The organism is Actinoplanes sp. CA-252034 (assembly GCF_050956125.1).
GTDB lineage: Bacteria > Actinomycetota > Actinomycetes > Mycobacteriales > Micromonosporaceae > Actinoplanes.
The window spans coordinates 2,113,113-2,130,461 of the sequence record NZ_CP191846.1; the positions used below are offsets into that span (position 1 = coordinate 2,113,113).

15 protein-coding genes are annotated in these 17,349 nt (G+C 72.0%); 3 read left to right on the forward strand and 12 right to left on the reverse strand.

Features of this window, described 5'->3' with window-relative positions; translation table 11 throughout:
• Nucleotides 1–4 precede the first annotated feature (4 nt).
• Nucleotides 5–667, reverse strand: coding sequence for a response regulator transcription factor (locus ACQPZW_RS09700; RefSeq protein WP_433794486.1), 663 nt, complete (start codon nt 665–667; stop codon nt 5–7).
• Nucleotides 668–796: 129 nt separating this feature from the next.
• On the opposite strand from ACQPZW_RS09700, the gene ACQPZW_RS09705 reads away from it, so the two are divergent.
• Nucleotides 797–1,606 (forward strand): siderophore-interacting protein, encoded by an 810-nt coding sequence (locus ACQPZW_RS09705; protein ID WP_433794487.1) that lies wholly within the window; start codon nt 797–799, stop codon nt 1,604–1,606.
• Nucleotides 1,607–1,613: 7 nt separating this feature from the next.
• Here the strand turns inward: ACQPZW_RS09705 and ACQPZW_RS09710 are convergent, their stop codons facing one another.
• From ACQPZW_RS09710 to ACQPZW_RS09755, 10 genes are all read right to left on the reverse strand, one after another.
• On the reverse strand, nt 1,614–2,894 hold the full coding sequence (locus ACQPZW_RS09710) for a sensor histidine kinase (protein WP_433794488.1): 1,281 nt from the start codon (nt 2,892–2,894) through the stop codon (nt 1,614–1,616).
• 31 nt (nt 2,895–2,925) lie between these two features.
• Nucleotides 2,926–3,840, reverse strand: coding sequence for a type II secretion system F family protein (locus ACQPZW_RS09715; protein WP_433794489.1), 915 nt, complete (start codon nt 3,838–3,840; stop codon nt 2,926–2,928).
• A 1-nt stretch (nt 3,841) separates the two neighbouring features.
• Nucleotides 3,842–4,804, reverse strand: a complete 963-nt coding sequence (locus tag ACQPZW_RS09720) for a type II secretion system F family protein (RefSeq protein ID WP_433794490.1) — start codon at nt 4,802–4,804, stop codon at nt 3,842–3,844.
• Complete coding sequence (locus ACQPZW_RS09725) at nt 4,798–6,153, reverse strand: CpaF family protein (RefSeq protein ID WP_433794491.1); 1,356 nt, start codon at nt 6,151–6,153, stop codon at nt 4,798–4,800. The genes ACQPZW_RS09720 and ACQPZW_RS09725 overlap by 7 nt, the downstream gene beginning before the upstream one ends.
• Entirely contained in the window at nt 6,150–7,322 is a 1,173-nt protein-coding gene (locus ACQPZW_RS09730; protein WP_433794492.1) for an AAA family ATPase, read from the reverse strand. The genes ACQPZW_RS09725 and ACQPZW_RS09730 overlap by 4 nt, the downstream gene beginning before the upstream one ends.
• A complete protein-coding gene (locus ACQPZW_RS09735; RefSeq protein WP_433794493.1) occupies nt 7,319–8,104 on the reverse strand; it encodes an RcpC/CpaB family pilus assembly protein in 786 nt (261 codons plus the stop codon). Before ACQPZW_RS09735 ends, ACQPZW_RS09730 begins: the two co-directional genes overlap by 4 nt.
• Before the next feature lie 19 nt (nt 8,105–8,123).
• Nucleotides 8,124–8,483, reverse strand: coding sequence for a TadE/TadG family type IV pilus assembly protein (locus ACQPZW_RS09740; protein WP_433794494.1), 360 nt, complete (start codon nt 8,481–8,483; stop codon nt 8,124–8,126).
• 34 nt (nt 8,484–8,517) lie between these two features.
• Nucleotides 8,518–8,700 (reverse strand): Flp family type IVb pilin, encoded by a 183-nt coding sequence (locus tag ACQPZW_RS09745; RefSeq protein WP_433794495.1) that lies wholly within the window; start codon nt 8,698–8,700, stop codon nt 8,518–8,520.
• Nucleotides 8,701–8,798: 98 nt separating this feature from the next.
• Entirely contained in the window at nt 8,799–9,209 is a 411-nt protein-coding gene (locus ACQPZW_RS09750; RefSeq protein WP_433794496.1) for a response regulator, read from the reverse strand.
• 73 nt (nt 9,210–9,282) lie between these two features.
• Nucleotides 9,283–11,745 (reverse strand): PAS domain S-box protein, encoded by a 2,463-nt coding sequence (locus tag ACQPZW_RS09755; RefSeq protein WP_433794497.1) that lies wholly within the window; start codon nt 11,743–11,745, stop codon nt 9,283–9,285.
• A gap of 253 nt (nt 11,746–11,998) precedes the next feature.
• Between ACQPZW_RS09755 and ACQPZW_RS09760 the strand changes: the two genes are divergently transcribed.
• A complete protein-coding gene (locus tag ACQPZW_RS09760; protein WP_433794498.1) occupies nt 11,999–12,913 on the forward strand; it encodes an ion transporter in 915 nt (304 codons plus the stop codon).
• Nucleotides 12,914–13,344: 431 nt separating this feature from the next.
• Complete coding sequence (locus tag ACQPZW_RS09765; protein ID WP_433794499.1) at nt 13,345–13,899, forward strand: GNAT family N-acetyltransferase; 555 nt, start codon at nt 13,345–13,347, stop codon at nt 13,897–13,899.
• Between the two features lie 160 nt (nt 13,900–14,059).
• Here the strand turns inward: ACQPZW_RS09765 and ACQPZW_RS09770 are convergent, their stop codons facing one another.
• Nucleotides 14,060–17,179 (reverse strand): efflux RND transporter permease subunit, encoded by a 3,120-nt coding sequence (locus tag ACQPZW_RS09770; protein ID WP_433794500.1) that lies wholly within the window; start codon nt 17,177–17,179, stop codon nt 14,060–14,062.
• Between the last annotated feature and the right edge of the window lie 170 nt (nt 17,180–17,349).

Sequence of the window (17,349 nt, forward strand, 5' to 3'; positions counted from 1 at the left end):
TTGCTCATCCAGTGCGCAAACGGTAGCCCACGCCGCGGACGGTCTCCAGCAGCCCGGGATCGCCGAGTTTCTTGCGCAGCGACGTCACGTGCACCTCGAGCGTGTGCTTGTCGCACCAGGTGGTCTGCCAGACGTCCAGCCTGATCCGCTCCCACGGCACCGCCACTCCCGGCTGCCGCGCCAGCGAGTGGAGGATGTCGAACTCCTTGCGGGTCAGCGTGACCGGCTCGCCGTGCACCGTGACGGTCCGGGCGCCGGTGTCGATCCGGGCCGGCGGCACCTCGATGATCCGGCCGGCCTCCGGCTGCGCCTGCCGCACGGTCCGCCGCAGCAGCGCCTCGATCCGGGCCTGGAGCTCGGCCATCGAGAACGGCTTCACCACGTAGTCGTCGGCGCCCACCCGCAGCCCGGTCACCCGGTCGCGCTCCTCGCCGCGTGCGGTCACCGCGATGATGCCGAGGTTCTCGTTGCGGGCCCGCAGCACCCGGCACACGTCGATCCCGTCGCCGTCCGGCAGGGTCAGGTCGAGCAGCACGAGGTCACAGGGCGCCGCCTCCAACGCCGCGGTGGCGGTGGCGGCGTGCTCCACCCGGTAGCCCCGCTGCGTCAGCATCTTGGTCATCATGTCCCCGACCCGGCGGTCGTCCTCGACGAGCAGTATCCGCATCGGTGGCCCCCGTCCATCCTCGTCCGTAGCCCGAACGGTAATCGCCCATTGTTTCCGGTGGGGGTGTCGCGAGCGAGCCTGGCACTCCTATGGAACCATCCGGGGGCACTGGGTTAGGGTCGCCTAACTATGGCGAACTTCAAAATCCGCAAGCCGGTCGATCCCCACGTATTGCTTCTCGAGGTGACCAAGAGCGAGCGGATCTCGCCGAACGTCGTCCGGGTGACCTTCGGCGGCGAGGGACTGGACAGGTTCACGCCGCTCGGCTTCGACCAGTGGTTCCGGCTCTTCCTGCCGCGCCCCGGCCAGGACAGCCTGAAGCTGCCGACCCGCACGTCCGGGCTCTGGTATGCGCAGTACCTCGCGACCGCCAAGCCGAAGCGGCCGTTCGTGCGCAACTACACGGTCCGCGCGTACCGGGCGGACGGACTCGACGTCGACTTCGTGGTGCATGTGGACGCCGACGGGCACAGCGGCCCGGCCAGCGCCTTCGCCCTCGGCGCCGACCCGGGCGACCGGGCCGGCCTGCTCGACCAGGGTGTCGGCTACAACCCGCGCGCCGACCACGACTGGACGCTGCTGGTCGCCGACGAGACCGGGCTGCCGGCGGTGGCCGGCATCTGCGAGTCGCTGCCCGACGACGCGACCGGGGTGGCGATCGTGGAGCTGCCGTCGATCGAGGACCGGCAGGAGTTCCGGGTGCCGGCCGGTGTGGACCTGCGCTGGGTGGCCCGCGACGAGCCCGGCGCCGTGCCGGGCCGGCTGGCCCTCGCCACGCTCCGGGCGGCGCAGTTGCCGTCCGGGCCGGTGTGGGCCTACCTGGTCGGCGAGTCGGCGCTGGTCACCGGTGGCCGCCGGCACCTGGTCGAGGACCGCGCGGTGCCGAAGGGCAACATCGACTTCATCGGCTACTGGCGCCACGGCCACGCCGCCATGTGACCGGCGGTCAGCCACCGGCCGCCGGCAGGTGCAGCCGGATCAGCGTGCCACCGGACCGCGACGTGCCGACGGCGATCCGGCCGCCGTGCCGTTCGACGATCCGCATGCAGGTGGACAGCCCGATGCCGTGCCCCGTACGGGACTCCGGGTCGACCTGGGCGAACATGTCGAACACCCGCTCGCGCTGGTCGGGCGGGATGCCCAGCCCGTTGTCGGCGACCTCGATCAGGCAGCCGCCCGGCGCCGGCGCCCAGCCGACCTCGACGACCGGGGCCCGGTCCGGATGCCGGTACTTGATCGCGTTGTCGATCAGGTTCTGCAGCAACTGCCGGAGCAGCGTCGGGTCGCCGTTCACCACCGGGAGCGACCCGGGCACGGTGATCGTCGCCCCGGTGCTCTCGGTGTGTGCCCGCAGGTCGGCGCGGACCTGGCCGATCACCTCGGTCAGGTCCACCGCGACCGCCCGGTACGGCGCATGACCGGCCCGCGCGTAGTCGAGCAGCGCCCGGACCAGCTGCTGCATCCGTTCCAGCGCCCGGCCGGCGCCGGACACCCAGGTCGCGCCGCGTTCGTCGAGCCGGTCGCCGTACAGGTGCCCGAGCATCTCCAGGTAGCCGCTGGCGCTGGCCAGCGGCCGGACCAGGTCGTGACTGACCGCCACGGCGAAGCCCTCCAGCTCGTCGTTGGACCGCTCGAGCTCCCGGACGGCGAGCCGCAGCTCCTCGTGCGCCCGCTCGATGGCCCGGTGGCTGCGCTCGGTCTCCATCGCCAGCTCGGCGCTGATCCGGGCCTGGCGACGGCGCTCGAACAACCCGACGATGATCTCCGCGAGGTCTTCCAGGCGGTGGATCTGCTTGCTGGTCAGTGACTTGCTGACGTCGTCGAAGACGCAGAGGGTGCCGAGCGCGTACCCGGCCGGGCTGATCAGCGGCGCCGAGGCGTAGAAGCGGACTCTGCCGATCCGGCCGTCCACCCACGGGTTCCCGGCGTAGACGCGGTGCTGCCGGGCGTCCGGCAGGTGGATCACCCGGCCGTCGCGGAACGCGATGTCGCACATCGAGTCGCCGCGTTCCGAGTCGCCGCCCGCGAAGCCGACCGTGGTCAGCTGGCACTGCCGGTTCTCGTCGATGAGGTTGAGCGACGCGGTCGGCACGTCGGCGACCATCGCCGCCACCCGCACGACCGCGTTCAGCTCGTCGTCCGCCGGGGCGTCCAGCACCCGGTACTCGTGGAGCGCCGCCAGTCGCCGGGCCTCCGCGTCGGGACCCTCCAGGGTCAGAGTCAGCACGATCCCCCGTTCGGCACGAGGCCTGCCCTGCTTAGCCCTCGAAGGTCTTGAGCAGCTGGATCACCGCCGGGCCGATGATCACCACGAAGATCACCGGGAACATGCAGAACAGGATCGGGAAGAGCATCTTCACCGGAACCTTCTGCGCCACCTCCTCGGCCCGCTGCCGCCGCCGCACCCGCTGCTCCCGTGCGTGCTCGCGCAGCAGCGGCGCCACCGAGACACCCAGGTCGCCGGCCTGGACGAGCGCTGTGACCAGGCGTTTCAGATCCCGCACGGTGGTACGCCGGGCAAGCGCCCGCAACGCCTCGGAACGAGACACGCCGAGCCGCATCTCCTGCAGCACCCGGTGCAGCTCGTCGGCCATCGGCCCGCGCGTGTTGCGGGCCACCTGGTCCATCGCCGAGTCGAGGCCGAGCCCCGCCTCCACCCCGATGACCATCACGTCCATCACGTCCGGCAGTGACCGCTGGATGGCCTCCTGCCGTTTGATCGACGCGTTCCAGACCAGCAGCAGCGGCAGGAACGCCCCGAGGCCCAGCCCGGCGACCGCGCCGGCGATCGTGCCGGGCGATCCGCGCAGCGCGTGGCCGGTCGCGGCGAGCAGCAGCGACACCACCACCATCGCGGCCGGCCGGACCCGCAGGATCCGCGTCATCGGCCAGCCGGGCGGGTTGCCGGCGGAGTCCAGCATCCGGTTCAGGCGTTCCCGGTCGCCGGGCGGGGTCAGCAGCGCGCCGATCCGGTCGGCGGCCCGCTCCAGCCGGCTGCCCGTCGCGCCGGCCCGGGCCCGGCCCGGCTCGGCGTCGAGGCGGCCGGTGAAGACGGCGAGCGTGCGCATCATCCGCTTCCGTCGCAGCTCCGGCGTCGTGGCCGCGATCGCGGCCAGCAGGATCGCGCCGGCCGCGCCGGTCACCACGAGGAACATCAGCAGACCGGCGGTCACCTCACACCTCCACCCGCACGACCGCCCGCAGCCAGAGCACGCCGACGGTCATACCGAGCAGAGCGACGGCCAGCAGCATCAGTCCCTGCGGTGTGGTCCAGAGCGGCCGGAGATAGCCGGGCTGGACGAGGTGGATGCCGAGCGCGGTGAGCGGCGGCATGCTGCCCAGCACCCACGCCGAGATCCGGCCCTCGCCGGACAGCGCCCGCACGTGCCGTTTCAGGTAGGCGCGCTCGCGCATCGTGTCGGCGGTGGTCTGCATGACGTCGACCAGGCTGCCGCCCACCTCCCTCTGCAGCCGGAGAGCCATCACCAGCCACACCGTCTCCGAGCTGCGCATGCGCTCGCCGACCCGCTCCAGGGCGTCCTCGAAGCTACCGCCGATCCTGGTCTCGGCCAGGGCCCGGCGGAACTCGGCGGCGACCGGGCCGTCGTCGTCGCGTACCGCCGCCTCCAGCGACTGATGCAGGGTGAAGCCGGCCCGCAGCGAGCTGGTCATCAGGTGGAGGGCACCGGGCAGGTCGTCGCCGAACTGCCGTTCCCGCCGCTGGACCCGCATCCGCAGCACGGCGCCCGCGCCGAGATGGCCGGCCGGCAGTCCGGCGATCACCGCGAGCTGCCACGGCACCAACGCCGACGCGCCGAGCACCGCGAACCCCATGGCGGTGAGCCGGACGGCCAGCCACTCGGCCGGGCGGGTCGCGCCGCCGAGCCGGTCGAGCATCGCCTCGTCCCGCGCGGCCAGCCGGGCCAGCACCGGGACGCTCTCCAGCCGTCGCCCCGCCGCGGCCAGCAACCGCCGGGCCGGTGGGACCGGCTCGTCAGCGGCGCGCACCGAGAAACGGCGGAGCACGGCGAGCCGGCGCTGTATCGGGGTGCGCCCGAAGACCGTGTCCAACACCGCGTATCCGGCGAGGAAGGCGGCCCCGCCCCCGAACACGACGGCCATCACGAGGATCACCATGCGCGACCCGTGAAGAGCGTGGGCGACAGCGTGACCCCGTACGGCACGAGCGCCTCGAGGAGGTTCGGCCGGATGCCGGTGGCCTTCAGCTGCCCACCGCGAGCGTCCCCGGCGTACTCGTGGAGGAAGATGTCCTGCAGCGTGACGACGTCGCCCTCCATGCCCACCACCTCGGTGATGTGGGTGACCTTGCGGGTGCCGTCCTTGAACCGGCTGACCTGCAGGATCAGGTCGACCGCGGAGGTGATCTGATCGCGGATCGCGCGGCTCGGCAGGTCCATGCCGGCCATCAGCACCATGGTCTCCATCCGGGAGAGCGCGTCGCGCGGCGAGTTGGCGTGCAGCGTGGTCAGCGACCCGTCGTGGCCGGTGTTCATGGCCTGCAGCATGTCGAGGGCGGCGCTGTCGCGGACCTCGCCGACGACGATGCGGTCCGGCCGCATCCGCAGCGCGTTGCGGACCAGATCGCGCGTGGTGATCGTGCCGCGGCCCTCGGAGTTCGCCGGCCGCGACTCCAGCCGGACCACATGCTCCTGGGCGAGCTGGAGCTCGGCGGCGTCCTCGATGGTGACGATGCGCTCGTCCGTGGGCACGAACCCGGACAGCACGTTGAGGATCGTGGTCTTGCCGGATCCGGTGCCGCCGCTCACCACCACGTTGCGGTGACCGCGCACGCAGCCCTCCAGGAACTCGGCCGCGGCACGGTTCAGGGTGCCGTAGGTGAGCAGGTCGCCGATGGTCAGCGGCACCGCGGCGAACTTGCGGATGGTCAGTGACGAGCCGTCCAGGGCGATCGGCGGCACGATCGCGTTCACCCGGCTCCCGTCCGGCAGCCGGGCGTCCACCATCGGGCTCGCCTCGTCGACCCGTCGACCCACCCGCGAGCAGATCCGGTCGATGATCCGGCGCAGGTGCGCCTCGTCGTCGAACTCGGCCGCCACCCGCTCGATCCGCCCGAACCGCTCGACGAAGACCGAGTGCGGCCCGTTCACCATCACCTCGGTCACCGACTGGTCGCGCAGCAGCGACTCGATCGGCCCGTGCCCGAGCACCTCGTCCACCACCTCGCGGACGATCCGGGCCCGGTCGGCGCCGGAGAGCGGGGTCTCCTCCCGGGCCAGCAACTCGTTCAGCCCGTCGCGGACCCGGGCGTCCAGGTCGTCGGGGCGGTCGCGGTCGTTGCCGTACAGCGTGGGGCCGAGCTCGTCGGCCAGCCGCCGCTGGATCCGCAGCCGGACCTCGTTGACCTGATCGGATCCGGACGGACTCCGTTCGGCGGGCGCCGCCGCGCGCGCCGCCTGCCGGGTCTGGTCCTGCCGCGCGGCGGCGAGCCGGGCGGACAGGCTCATCCGCTCCTCCTCCGTCCGAAGAGGCCGCGGCGCCGGGCCGGCGGGGCCTCGACGCCGGCGCACCGGTCGGCGAGCTGCCGGATCGCCCGGCTCACCGGATGCAGCGGGTCGGTCATGGTCAGCGGCTCGCCCTGGTTGACCGAGACCGTCACGTCCCGGCTGGACGGCACCTGCACGGCGAACGGCATGCCGACGGCCGCCTCCACGTCCGCCTTGGCCAGGCCGACCTCGGTGTCGGCCCGGTTGAACACCAGCAGTCGACGGTCCTTCGGATAGTCGAGCAGGTCGAACATCTCCGAGGTGAGCCGTACCGACTTCAGAGCCGGCAGGTCCGGGGTGACGATCGAGACGTACCAGTCGGTCATGTCCAGGGCGGCGAGCACCTGGTCGGTCACCACGGCCGGGGTGTCCACCACGATGAAGTCGTAGACCGGGCGGGCCACGTCCAGCACCTCCACCACGAACTCGCGGCTGATCCGTTCGCCCTCGGCCGGGCTGGGCGGGGCGAGCAGCGCGTCCACGCCGCTGCGGTGCCCGGCGACGATCGACCGGAGCCCCGGCTCGTCCAGCCGCCCGCTCATCGACAGGCCCCCGGTGATGTTGCGGTCCGGGGCGAGCCGCAGCATGATCGCCACGTCGCCGAACTGCAGGTCGAGATCGAAGAGCAGGACGCGGCGGCCGCCACCGGCCAGAGCCACCGCCAGGTTCGCGGCGACCGTGCTGCGGCCGCACCCGCCCTTCCCGGCGAAGACGGTGACCACCCGGGCGTACGGCGCCTGCTCGGTCGTGCCCCGCAGGGTGCTGCTGAGCGCCTTGGACAGGTCGATCGACCGGATCGTGGCGGCCCGCAGCCCCTCGTCGTCGGACTCCTCGACGATCTCGCGCACCCCGGAGCGCAGGCACTCCAGCACCACGGCGGGCTCGATCGCCCGCCGGATCAGCACGACCCCGATGAGTGGCCGCTGCAGCCGCTGGTACGCCGTGAACATCAGCGCCTCGCCCAGGTCGACCCCGGCGCCGAGGATCACCAGGATCGTCTCCGGATAGCGCGGCAGATGCGTCTCCAGGTCCGCCATGCCGGCCAGCATGGTGCAGCCGACCTCGCGGAACGCCGGCCCGACCCGGGTGCGCCGGGCGTCGTCGGGCTCGACGTAGACGTAGAGGGTCATCCGAACAGCCCGTCGGTGTCGACGCCGCCGCCCGGGGTGACCGTCGCCGAGGCGCCGAGCAGGGCCAGGTGCAGCGCGCAGTACCGGGCCGCGTGCACCAGCCGCTGGGCGTCCTTCGGGCCGGCGGCGAGGGTGGCCACGTACCGCTCGCCCACGGCGACCGGCCCGGCGCCGGGGGCTTCGAGCACCGCCTGATGCGAGGCGGACGCCGACGGGGACGACGCGACGGCGACGGGCTCGGGCGCCTCGCCGATCACGATGACCTCGGCACGCGGCAGCAGTACGCGGGTCCGCGGCGGCGGGTCGCCCTCGTCCGGCTCGAGCGGGCAGCTCGCGTAGACGGTGACCGTGTCGCCGGCCGCGACATCCCCGGCGACCTGGGGCGCGATGCTGAGCGCGACGGTGACGGCGAGCCGGTCCGAGGGGACGGCGAGCCGGCGCGACGGCGAGGCGGCCGGCGCGGGCATCTGGAACAGCGGCCGCAACAACAGCTGGCTGCTCTCCAGCGGTGCGGTCAGGCGCAACTCGTCGAGCGCGGGATCCCACTCGGTCAGGGCGCCGGCGGGCACGGTCTCGGCCGGGACGATGATGCGGCCGGTGCGCGCCCGGACCTCGGCGCCGGGGGTGCCGGCCGGGACGTGCCCGGTGGCGACCAGCACCCAGACACCCTGTTTGCCCGCGACCGCCCGGCGGTCCGCGCTCTTCAGGTAGGAGACCAGCGCCGTGGCGCTGAGCATCGCCAACACGAGGGCGGCGAGCAGGATCAGCACCCGCCGCCGCACGACGCCACCACCCCGGCGGTCATCCGAGGCACGACATCACGCCCTTGGCGCTGATGGTGATCGGGGTGGTCCGGGCGATCCAGGCGAGCAACGGTGTCGCCGGCTGGAAGGTGCGCTGCACGTTGACGGTCGCGTCGGTGCCGGCGCCCGAGCCCGCCCCGCAGAGGGTGATCCCGTTGGTGGCGGGATAGGTCAGCGTGACACCGGCGCCGACGATCGAGACGATCTTCGCCTTGACGTCGGTGACGGTGCCGTTCAGCGCACCCAGCCGGGCGCCCTCGCGGGCGGCCGCGGTGAGCTGGATGTGCTGCTGCAGGAGGCGGCCCATGTCGATGATCCCGAAGAGGATCAGCAGCAGGACCGGAAGCACGATCGCCATCTCGACGACCGCGGCTCCGGCCTCGCCGCGGTGCTTACGGGATGGCGTTCGTGACCTTGGTGAACAGGCCGGCGATGTCGGTCTCGAGCGCCTGGAGCCCGACGATGAGGGCCACCGCGATGAGCGCCACCAGCAGCGAGTACTCCACGATGGTCGCGCCTTCGTCGGAGCTGTGCTTGGCGCGCAGGTAGCCGATGAGCAGCTTGAACTGGTCCATGGGTCGTCCTCACTCCCGGGGCCGCCTTCCCTGGCAGCCAGTGCCCTATTCATCGGGCGTGTGCGGGGAACCATGAGCGGACCTCGGTTGCGTGATGGTCACCGGTCGGTGGTCGAGGAGGTCTGTGCCAGCACCGAGCGCAGGGTGCCGGCCAGCAGGTCGGCGGTGTACGGCTTGGCGACGAACGGCGAACCCGCCTTGATCAGGCCCCGTTTCACGGCGATCTCCTCGGGCACCCCGGAGACGTAGACGACCCGCATGCCCGGCCGTACGGTCGCCGCCGACCGGGACAGCTCGCCCCCGGAGACGCCGGGCAGCCCCAGGTCGGTCAGGAGCACGTCGATGGCGCCCTCGTGCACCCGGCACGTCATCAGCGCGCCGACCGGATCCTTGGCGGCCAGCACCGAGAAGCCACGCATCTCCAGCATCTGCGTGGTCAGCTCGCGCAGATCCTGATCGTCCTCGACCAGCAACACGACCGGTCCCTGCCGTTCCGCGGTCTTCCACATGATCCTCTCCCGCACGGACGCCCTCACGCTATCGAGTGCAGTGCGCCCGGCGGCCGGTAATCGACGAACGTGTCTATCGGGGCAGCGTGACGGTGAACCGGGTCCCGCCGTCCGGTCCCGGCGCCGCCGCGATCGTCCCGCCGTGCGCCTCGACGATCGCCTTGGTGACCGCCAGCCCCAGCCCGGTTCCCTTGATCTTGCGTTCCACCGCGGTGCTGGCCCGGAAGAACCGGGTGAACAGCTTCGAGAACTGCTCGGGCGGGATCCCGATGCCGGTGTCGGTCACGTCGACGGTCACCGTCTCGCGGTCGGCCCGCGCCGCGATCGTCACCGTCCCGCCGGACGGCGTGTACTTGATCGCGTTGGAGAGCAGGTTGTCCACCACCTGCCGCAGCCGTGCCGACTCCCCGGACACCACCGGCAGCGGGCCGATCTCGGTGACCAGGTCGACCCGGGCGGTGAGCCGGTGCTCCTCGACGGCCTGGCGCAGCACCCGGTCCAGGCGCAGCGGCCGCGGGTCGAGCAGTGCCGGCCCACTCTCGAAGCGGGCCAGGTCGAGCAGGTCCTCGACCAGGTGCAGCAGATGGGCGCTGGTGCGCTCGATGGCGGCCAGCTCGGCCCGCCCGGCCAGCTCCGGCTCCTCCATCAGCGAGTCGGTGTAGGCCGCGATGATCGCGATCGGGTTGCGCATCTCGTGGCTGACCACCGCGACCAGCTCGTCCTTGATCCGGTCCAGCTCCTGCAGCCGGCGCACCTGCTCCTGCTCCCGGGCGAGCAGCATCTCCCGCTGGTCGGCCAGCTCCCGGCGCTCGGTGATGTTCGTGGCGATCCCGTCGATGTAGAGCGTGCCGTCCTCGGAGCGGGGGAAGCCACGGCACCACACCCAGCGGATCACCCCGTCGAAGCCGATGAACCGGCACTCGAACTCGCCCGGCCGGCCCGCCTTCAGCGCGTTCTCGTAGTCGCGGAACTGCGCCATGTCGTCCGGGTGGATGTGCTCGGCCATGAGATGGGCGAACGTGTCGGTCGGCGGCAGCGGCCCGCCGAAGACGCCGTCCTCCCCGGGGCTGACGTAGAGCGTGTGCCAGCGGTCCGGAGGGTCGTACCGCACGCTCCAGACACAGTCGTTGACCAGCTCGATCACCCGGTTGAAATCGCGCCGGGCGGCGGCCAGCGCCAGCTTCAGCTCCTCGGCGCGGCGGCGTTCCATGACTCTGCCGGTCTGCGCCGCGATGTCGCTCAGCACGGCCAGGATGTCGTCGTCGCGGCCGACCGGGTCGTCGGAGAAGAACACCAGTGCCCCGGCCACCCCGGCGTTACAGTGCACCGGCATGCCGATCGCGGCGCGCAGCCCGAGCCGGTGCCCGAGCGGCAGCCGCCCCGGATCGGTCAGGTCACCGAGCAGGTCGTTGCTCCAGATGTCGGCCCCGTGTGCCCAGACCGCCCCCGGCACCCCCTGCCCGATGCTGAAGGCGAGCGGCTCGTCACCGGTGAACCCGGCCAGGTCGAACCCCTCCCGGCGCCACGATCCGGCCCGTACGATCCGGTGCCGTTCCTCGTCGACCTCCCAGTACTCGGCGCAGGCCCAGCCGAGCTCCCGGGCGACAGCGGTCGCCGCGGCCATCGCGGCGTCCCCGGCCGAGAGGGCCTCGGAGAGCGCCTGAGCGACCGCGTGCCGGCAGCGGCGGAGCATCTCGGCCCGGTACGCGTCGGTGATCTCGTGCATCGCCACGACCGCCCCGAGCCGGCGGCCGTCGGCGCCGTCGATCGGCCGGGCGTTGGCCAGGAACCGGCGCGGCGGCCGGTCCGGCGCGCACACCACCATCTCCTCGTGCTGCACCGTCTCGCCGCTCCACGCGCGCGCCAGCGGCACCTCCTCGGGCGCCAGCGGGGTACGCCCGTCCGCCGCGACCAGATGATAGAACCGCGCCCACGACTCGGTGCCGACCGATACGTGCCCCAGCCCGTGGATCTCCCGCATCGCCGGGTTGAACTGGGCCAGCCGCCCGTCGCTGTCACACGCCGCGACCCCGGTGTCCAGGCTGTTCAGCAGCGCCTGCAGGAACGCCCGCTCCTGCCGCAGCTCGGTACGGGCGGTGGTCCGTGCCGTGATGTCGTGCAGGAACGCGTGGAAGATCGGCTCGTCCCGGTCGTGCTGCAGTTGCAGGGTCATCTCCACCGGGAACTCCCGGCCGTTGCGATCAATAGCGGTCAGCTCCAGCCGGCGGCCGGACATCTCCGAGACGCCGGTCCGGTGGACCCGCGCCAGTCCCTCCTCGTGGGCCGCGCGCAGCCCCGGCGGGATCATGAGCTCGGTCGCGAATCGGCCGACCGCCTCGTCGCCGCTCCAGCCGAAGAGCTGCTCGGCCGCCGTGTTCCAGGCCGTCACCCGGCCGCGGGCGTCCATCGAGATGAACGCGTCATGGGCCGAGTCCAGCACCGCACGCAGCCGCGCCACGGTCCGGAGCGCCTCGTCGCGCTCGGCCCGCAGCGTGTCCTCGGAGACCCGGATCGTCTCCTGGCGGTGCGTCGTCATCACCGAGACCGATCGGCAACCGAACGCGACCACTGAGGCGTGACAGCGGTCTCAGCACGGGAACCGTCGATCCTTTGCTCAGGGAGAGCCTGGGAAGGGCTTTCACCGGGGCGTACGGCGCCGTCCTGGTCTCGTGAACGGGAGCGTGTCGTTCACCGCCCGTTGACCCACGACGCCTACCGTGATCTCGGCTTCCGGGAGCCGACGCCCACCGAGTGACATTTCCGGAGGAACCACCGCATAGGATGCGGCGGTGCTCATCCGGGATCTCACCGCACGTTGCCTGACCGCGGTCGGCGCGCCCTGGTTCGGGGCCGCCGGCTTCGCGGTCATCGCGGTCAACGCGGCGTGCCTCGGCCTGGAGACCTACTCCGGGATCGAGGCCACCGCCGGACCGTACCTGCGCTTCATCGAGCACCTGTGCGTCGCCGCTTTCGTCGTCGAGTTGCTGATCCGGTTCGGCGCCTCCCTGGACCGCCCGTCCCGCTTCTTCCGCGACGGCTGGAACCTCTTCGACATCGCCATCCTGGCCGCCCCGCTGATCCCCGGCGTCCGCGAGAACGTCACCCTGCTGAGGCTGCTGCGCCTGGCCCGGATAGTCCGGGCGTTCCGGCTGTTCCCCAGCCTCCGGGTGATCCTCGTCGGCATCCGCCGCAGCCTCCCCGGCCTGGGCAGCTTCCTGCTGATCACCGCCCTGGTGATCTACGGTTACGCGATGGTCGGCTGGATGCTGTTCGGCGAGGCCCAGCCGGAGCGGTACGGCACCGTGGGCCAGGCCATGCTCAGCCTGTTCCTGCTGCTCTCCCTGGACGACATCACCAACATCCTGTCGGCGGGCCGGGAGATCTCCGCGTGGGCCGTCCCCTACTACGTCTCCTACATGATTGCCGCCTGCTACCTGCTCACCAACCTGCTGGTCGGCCTGGTCCTGACCGCCCTGCAGGAGGCCCACGACGCCGAACGCGCCGCGACGGCCGTCAAGAAGAGCGGCCCGCCCATCCCGATCGACAGCACCCCGCAGCTCCAGCTGGCCCGGCTGCGTGAGGCCCTCGACGCCCTGGAGGCCCAGCTGCTGACCACCCTCACCCCACCGGAGATCCCGGCCCCCCGCGAGGCGGCCCCTCCCTCCACTCCGGAGTCCCCGGCCTCCCGCGAGGCGGTTCACTGACCGGCCGCCCTTCTTCCACACACCCTTTTCGGTACGCCGTGGACCGTCCTCGGAACCACTCCTCCCGTACCTACAACGCGACCACCCGCCCGCTCCCGCGCTCAGCGCGCCCGCCGGGCGGGTTGCCCGCTCACCATGCCCGCCAGCCCCCGAAGAGCCAGCCTCCTAGGATGGCCCAAGGGGTGTGACCCACACCGGACGAGGCTCAAGCGGTGTGACCCGGGTCGAACTGTTCAATGGTGCGACCCCAGCCGGACGACGGTTCAGGCGGTGCGGCCGAGCTGGACTTGTCCGGTCCCGCTGCCGGCGTGGGTCGGGGCCGGACCCGACCCGAGGCCTCTGCGTCCGAACCCGGCCGGGGGTCCCGGTCTCCGGGACCGGCCCGGGGTCTCATGACGTCCGTGACCGGACCGGGTCATAGGGTTCCAGGCGTGACTGATACCCCTGAGATCACCGTGGCGGGTCCGGCGGATCGTGAGCGCATCGTCGGCTCGTTGGTCGCGGCGTTCTCCGGTGATCCGGTGCTGAGGTTCCTCTTTCCCGATGACGTCGATTATCCGGGACAGGCGGCCGCGTTCTTCGGGCGGCTCTTCGACAAGCGGGTCGGCAAGGGCACCATCTGGACCATCGACGGCGTCTCCACCGCGATCTGGGAGCCGCCGGCCGGAGGCGACGAACCGGCCGGTGAGCTCGACGTGCCCGCCGACGCTCTGGCGCGGGTGAGAGCCTACGAGGAAGCTCTGCACGGCGCGCTGCCCGCGGGGCCGTTCTGGTACCTGGGCGTGCTCGGCACCCACCCCGCCGTCGCGGGCCGCCGGTGGGGCCGCGCGGTGATGGCCGCCGGTCTGCGCCGAGCCGCCGCGGACGGGCTGCCCGCGGTGCTGGAGACGAGCAACCCAGCGAACGTTGAGCTCTACCGTCGCGCGGGCTGGGAGGTGGTGGGCGAGTTCGAGGTGCCGCGCCAGACATGGGTGATGCGGCAGTAGCCCCCGTCGGCGAGCGCACCCGGTACCAGGTCCGGGCACTGTTGCCGCCGTTCTACGGACGGTGATCGCACCCGGTCCCGGCACGCCAACCGCCCCGGCGTCGATCAGCGGAAGCCTGACGGCCGGGGTGCCCTCCGTTGAGGGCATCCCGGCCGTGTGGTCAGCCGATCGGGAAGGGCTCGGGAAAGCGGAAGGGCTGGTCAGCCGACCGGGAGGGGTTCCGGGGTGGCGGGGCGGGGGCCTCGACCGGGAGGCGGCGCAGGCGGCGGGCCTCTCGGCGGGACTCGATCATCGTGTAGAGGACCGGGATCAGCACCAGGGTGAGCAGGGTGGAGCTGACCAGGCCGCCGATCACGACGACGGCCAGGGGCTGGGAGATGAAACCGCCCGCGCCGGTGATGCCGAGAGCCATCGGGAGCAGGGCGAAGATGGTGGCCAGGGCGGTCATCAGGATGGGCCGCAGGCGCCGCAGGCCGCCTTCGACCACGGCTTCGGTCACCGTCATGCCGCGGTCGCGGTACTGGTTGATCAGGTCCATCAGCACGATCGCGTTGGTCACCACGATGCCGATGAGCATCAGGATGCCGATGAGGGCGGCCACACCTAGCGGGGTTCCGGTGATCAGCAGCAGGGCGATCGCGCCGACGAACGCGAACGGGATGGACACCAGCAGGATCATGGTCTGCCGGATGCTGCGGAACACCGCGATCAGGATCAGGAACACCAGGGCGATGGCGACGGCGATCGCCAGGCCGAGCTGCGTGAAGGCCTCCGACTGCTGAGAGGCGACACCACCCATTTCGTACGACGAGCCGGCCGGCGGTGTCAGTTTGTCGAGGGCGGCCTGCACCGCCGAGCCGGCGGCGCCGGTGTCGTCGCCGACGGGGGTGGCGGTGACGGTGTCGGTGCGGTCCCCGTCGACGCGGGTGCGCTGGACGGGGCCGTCGACCTCGGTGACGGTGGCGACCTTGTCGAGGCGGACCGGGCCGGCCTGGGTCATGACGGTGACGGCTTTGACGGCGGCCAGGTCGGCGGGCGCGGTCGTTCCGGTGCCGACGACGACGTCGTGCTGGGCGCCGTCGAGGGTGACGCGGGTGACGGTGGCCCCCTGCACGGCTTGCCGGAGCGCGCCGACGACGGCCTGGTCGGTGAGGCCGTAGCGGGCGGCGGCCTCACCCTTGGCGACGATGCTGATCTGCGGGGCGCTCTCCGACAGGTCGCTGGTCACGTCGGTGACCTGGGCGACGCCGGCGAGGGCTTCGGTGACCTGCGCGGTGGCGGCCTTGAGGGTGGCGTCGTCGTCGGCGTGCACGGACACCTCGATGCCGCTGCCGCCGAAGCCGCCGCCTCCGCCGCCGACACTGATCTCTCCGGCGTCCTCGATGGCGGCGAGTCTCGTCTCGAGGCTGCTCTCGACGGTCGCGGCGTCGGCGCCGTCGGCCAGGTTGAGCGTGTAGGAGACGTTGTTGCCGCCACTGCCGCCGCCGAACAGGCCACCGGAGGAGCCGATCCGGACCTGGTACGACGCGACGCCGTCGAGCCCGGTGAGCGTTGCCTCCACCTGCTGGGCGGCGCGATCGGTGGTGGCCAGGTCGGTGCCGGCGGGCAGGGTCTGGCTGATGCTGAGGGTGCCCTCGCCGGACTGGTCGATGAAGCTGGTCTTGAGCCCGCCGGCCATCGCCACGGTCGCGACGAGAAGCGCGGCGGCGATGCCGAGGACGGTCTTGCGGCGGCGTACCGCGAAGGCGATCACCGGCAGGTAGACGCGCTGGAGGCGGCCCTGTCGCTCCTCGGCTTCGACGCGCTGCCGGTAGGTCTCCGGGTCGATGCCGGCGGCGTCCTCCGGGGCTTTGAGGAACCAGTAGGCCAGGGCGGGCACGACGGTGAGGGAGACGAGCAGTGACGCGAGCATGGCGACGGTCACCGTGATCGAGAACGAGCCGAACAGCTCGCCGACCATGCCGGAGACGAACGCGATCGGCAGGAACACGGCGACCGTGGTGAGGGTGGAGGAGGTGACGGCGGAGGCGACCTCACGGACGGCGGTGATGATGGCGTGGCGGCGGTCCTCGCCGTACCCCAGATGCCGTTTGATGTTCTCCAGGACCACGATGGAGTCGTCGACGACCCGGCCGACGGCGATGGTGAGACCGCCGAGGGTGAGGATGTTCAGCGAGTAGTCCTGCGCCCAGAGCACGATCAGGGCGATCAGCAGCGACAGCGGGATCGACACCGCGGTGACCAGGGTGGACCGTGCCGACCGCAGGAAGAGCACGATGATCAGGACGGCCATGAGCAGGCCGAGCGCGCCCTCTTCGAGCAGGCCGTCGACGGACTCCTTGACGGCCGGGCCGTTGTCGGACACGACGGTGAGGGCGGCGCCGGAGCCGAGGGCTGTGGTCAGTTCGGGCAGCAGGCCGCGGACGTCCTCGGAGATCGCCGAGGAGCTGCCGCCGTGGTCCATCGTGATCGCGACGCCGAGGCTGGGCTGCCCGTTCGTCCGGGTGATGGAGGTGGCGGGACCGTCGGTGAGCCGTACCTCAGCCAGCTCGTGAAGTTGCCGTGGCTTTGCCCCGATGTTGATCCAGAGGTTCTCGACCTGCTCGATCGAGGTGACCGGGCCGCCGACGGCGAGGCTGAGGTCGCGGCCGCCGGAGGTGATCGAACCGGCCGACGAGGTGCCGCCGAGCCCGCTCAGCGCGGTGATGATCGCGCTCGTGCTCGCCGGGCTGTCCGGGGTGACCGTGAGGATCCGGGTGCGGGCGCCGGAGACGGTCACCTCGTTGACGCCGTCGACGGCTTGCAGTGCCGGGACCGCGCGGCTGGTGAGGGCGTCGGCCGTGGTTCCGGTGGCGGCCAGCGTGATCGTCGGCATGTCGCCGGTGCTGCCGGTCATCACCTGCGGGTCGACGTCCTGGGGGAGGCGTGCGCCGATCTTCGCGACGGCCTGTTCGACCTGGGCGGCGGCGTCGTCGATGTCGGTGTCGAACCCGAACGACAGCATCACCGTGACCGTGCCCTGCCGGGAGGTGGAGGTCATGCCCTCCACCCCGGTCAGGTTCTGTACGGCGTCCTCGATCGGTGCCGTGACCTGCTGCTCGACCACTTCGGGGGCGGCGCCGGGATAGCCGGCGACCACGGTGACGGCCGGGAACGACAGGTCGGGCAGCAGCTGCTGCTTGAGGGAGGCCGCCGCGTAGCAGCCGAGGGCCACGACGAGCGCGGCGACGATGGCCACCAGTTTGCGGTTGGCCAGACTGAGGCGGGCGAGTATCGACACCCGGAAAGTGTCGAATCCGCGGGGCCCCGGAATCGTCGTCCATCGGCGGGCGAAACGGCTACCACGGGTGCGGTAAGCCGGGAGTCGGCAATACCGCCGCCGTAGGCGCTGCCGGCGGCTCCTCAGCCTGCTCTCAGCCGCGGCGAGCCGGCGCGGCGAACCGGCTGCGG